The sequence below is a fragment of the Sporomusa sp. genome (assembly GCF_057736855.1).
Genome location: NZ_JBYKYF010000322.1, coordinates 1 through 3,302, shown reverse-complemented (window position 1 = coordinate 3,302; position 3,302 = coordinate 1). Strand labels below are relative to the sequence as shown.

The following is a 3,302-nucleotide window of genomic DNA, read 5'->3' as shown; positions in this document are numbered from 1 at the left end:
TGTCAGAAAACAGCAAAAAATAATTAACACCGCACTGTGTTTTCTCAACCAGCGTGGTTTTGCAGATACAGCTTGTCGGTTTGATGTTCTTGAAGTATATGTTACGAACGATTCAATTCGTTGTAATCACATTATAAATGCATTTGGTAGATAACTATTGCGGGGGTAATCAGTGTTTGCGCAAACTTTTGGCTCTACAACCTTAGGCTTAAACGGTGTGCTGATCACAGTGGAAGTAGATATTGCCAACGGTATTCCGACATTTGATATTGTAGGTTTGCCTGATACGGCTGTCCGTGAATCTCGGGAACGTGTGCGGGCAGCTATTAAAAACAGTGGATATGAGTTTCCGTCTCGTCGTATTACAGTCAATTTAGCACCTGCTGACATTAAGAAAGATAGCTCAGGACTTGATTTGCCGATAGCTATAGGCATATTGGCAGCAAGTGGTCAGATTAACCCGGCCAAATGCCGCAATCAGGTGTTTGCAGGCGAGTTATCTCTAGAAGGCCGGCTGCGGGCAATCTCCGGGATCTTGTCAATGGCTGCTAACTGCCAAGATAATAGTATATCGGAAATGATTGTAGCTCCAGACAATGCTCAGGAAGCATTATTAGCAGGACATTTGACAGTATATGCGCCTGAAACCCTAGCTGAGACGGTTAAACATCTAAATGGTGAATATGTATTGCCACCTTTGATTTCCGAGTTGCCAGCCAAGCAAGCCGTTGATTCGGCACTTGATTTCGCTGATGTGCAAGGCCAGGTTGTTGCCAAACGAGCACTTGAGATTGCTGCTGCTGGGTTTCATAATGTCTTAATGGTTGGACCGCCAGGTTCGGGAAAAACCATGCTGGCGAGGCGGATTCCTTCGATACTGCCTGCCATGACCACACAGGAAGCTCTCGAAGTCACTAAGATTTATAGTGTGGCCGGAATGTTTAAAAATAATATCGGGTTGGTTACTGAGCGCCCTTTTCGCAATCCGCATCATACTGTTTCGACTGCTGGTATGATCGGCGGAGGATCTATCCCAAGACCGGGTGAAGTGACTTTAAGTCATAATGGTGTGTTATTCTTGGATGAGTTACCGGAGTTTCCACGGACAGTGCTCGAGGTTCTTCGTCAACCAATGGAAGATGGAGAAGTTACCATTTCGCGGGTTAACGCCACTATTTCCTATCCAGCGAAATTTATGCTTATTGCAGCCTTAAATCCCTGTCCGTGCGGCTTTAGCTCCGATCCTTCACAGGAATGTATGTGTACACCGACAGATATCCGACGCTATCAGAAAAAGATATCCGGACCACTACTTGACCGGTTGGATATAACCATTCATGTACCACGGCTTGAATACAACGATTTGGTCAGGGATATTCCGCAGGAGTCGTCGGCTACTATTCGCCAGCGAGTAGAAGTTGCTAGACTTATCCAACAAAAACGGCTGCAAAACATCGGGCTTTATGCTAATGCGCAAATGCAGCACAAACACATTAAAGCCTTGTGTCAGTTAAAGCCGGAAGCAAGAAACCTTCTAAAGCAGGCTTTCACAAAAATGAATCTTAGCGCTCGCGGTTATGATCGGATAATAAAAGTAGCGCAAACTATAGCTGATTTGCAACAATCATCCCATATTTCAGCAGAGCATATTGCCGAAGCGATTCAATTCCGAAGTGATTTTCAATATATTTCCAGGAAATAATTTCCTGGAAATAGTAAAAAATATATTACATGTTCTCAAATATAATAATCAGGAGAGATAAGAAAAGACTTGTTTGCGCCGAGTTTCAGAATGTATAAATTTCTGGCAAAGGAGGTTTTTTATGAATAAGTCTGTATGGATTATTATTGCCATTGTCGGAGCACTGCTGGTCAGTGCAATGTTTAGCTACAATACTTTGGTTAGTATGAATGAAAATATCATCGGAAAATGGAGTCAGATTGAAAACCAGTTACAACGGCGAAGTGACCTAATTCCTAATCTGGTTAATACGGTAAAAGGCTATGCAGCACATGAGCAGCAAGCCATTCAGGCTGTTGCTGATGCCCGTGCCAAACTAGCAGGTGCCCAAGGACCGGTAGATAAAGCCGCTGCTAACAGTGAACTTAGTTCTGCTCTTAGCAGACTCTTAATGGTAGCAGAAAATTATCCTAATTTAAAGGCTGATGCTAATTTCCGGGCGTTAATGGACGAATTAAGCGGTACTGAAAATCGTATTGCTGTAGCGCGTAAAGACTATAATGATGCGGTGCAAGTCTATAATACAAAAATACGCTCACTGCCGACAAGTTTGTTTGCTGGAATGATGGGTTTTGGGCCCAAAGAATATTTTAAAGCAGAAGAAAGCGCTAAACAAGTTCCCCAGGTTAACTTTTAAATTTGCCAAGCGAGGGGATATGGATGAAAAGACGGCTGGCTTGGCTAACATTAGTCGCGTACCTTTTACTAATTACTGTTGTTTGGGCTCAACCGCAAATTCCGCCAGCGCCTACTCAAAGCATATATGTTCAAGATCTCGCTGGTGTGCTGGACTCAGAAACTAAGAATAAAATTAACAGTTTGGGCAGTAAACTGGCAGCTAAAACCAAAGCACAAATTGTAGTATTAACAGTAAAATCATTGGAAGGGGCATCTGTGGAAGAGTATGCCCTAAGCGTACTTAGGCACTGGGGGATTGGAGACAAAGAGCTAAACAATGGTGTGTTGATGCTGGTCGCGGTGAATGACCGACAGTCGCGGATTGAGGTTGGTTACGGATTGGAAGGGGCGCTCAATGACGCCAAGACTGGTGCAATTCAAGATAATTACATGATACCTTATTTTACTGTTGGTGATTATAACAAAGGTATTTGGAATGGGTATCAGGCATTAGTCAGTATTACCGCCGCTGAATATAAAACCCATATCAGTACTGATGCTAAAGCATTTAAACCCCAGTCTGGGCAAAATCAATCCTGGTGGGACACGTTGCCCTGGTGGGCTCAAATGGCGTTTGCTGCAGGTTTGCTGGCACTATTCATTTTTGACTGGTTATTTCTTGGTGGTAGTATAACCTACCTTATTCTATCCTTGCTGCGATTTCGCGGTGGCGGTGGTGGTTATGGCGGTGGCGGTGGTGGTTATGGCGGTGGCTCAGGTGGTGGCGGTGGCTCCAGTCGCAGATGGTAGCAGTAAAAAATGATTTACGTCTTTAAACATAACATAAAATAACGGATAAATGTAAAAAGGGGCTGTCGCGTAAAATAACGGACTTAAGTCCATAACAACATACTTAACTCGGCAGCGTTCTTCCATAGGAAAT

General features: G+C 43.6%; 3 protein-coding genes. All 3 read left to right on the top strand.

The features are described from left to right. Positions 1-172 precede the first annotated feature (172 nt). Positions 173-1,702 carry a YifB family Mg chelatase-like AAA ATPase gene (locus AC29Z1_RS15495; protein WP_488272355.1) on the top strand — a complete coding sequence of 510 codons (1,530 nt, stop codon included), beginning with the start codon at positions 173-175 and terminating at the stop codon, positions 1,700-1,702. A 121-nt stretch (positions 1,703-1,823) separates the two neighbouring features. Next, positions 1,824-2,378: a LemA family protein gene (locus tag AC29Z1_RS15490; RefSeq protein ID WP_488272354.1), complete on the top strand. Its 555-nt coding sequence runs from the start codon at positions 1,824-1,826 to the stop codon at positions 2,376-2,378. Positions 2,379-2,401: 23 nt separating this feature from the next. After that, positions 2,402-3,169 (top strand): TPM domain-containing protein, encoded by a 768-nt coding sequence (locus tag AC29Z1_RS15485; RefSeq protein ID WP_488272353.1) that lies wholly within the window; start codon positions 2,402-2,404, stop codon positions 3,167-3,169. The last annotated feature ends 133 nt before the right edge of the window (positions 3,170-3,302 follow it).

What these genes read in the sequence shown, in the direction of transcription:
- AC29Z1_RS15490 (WP_488272354.1), top strand. Translation starts at nt 1,824, where the DNA reads ATGAATAAGTCTGTATGGATTATTATTGCCATTGTCGGAGCACTGCTG.
- AC29Z1_RS15485 (WP_488272353.1), top strand. Translation starts at nt 2,402, where the DNA reads ATGAAAAGACGGCTGGCTTGGCTAACATTAGTCGCGTACCTTTTACTA.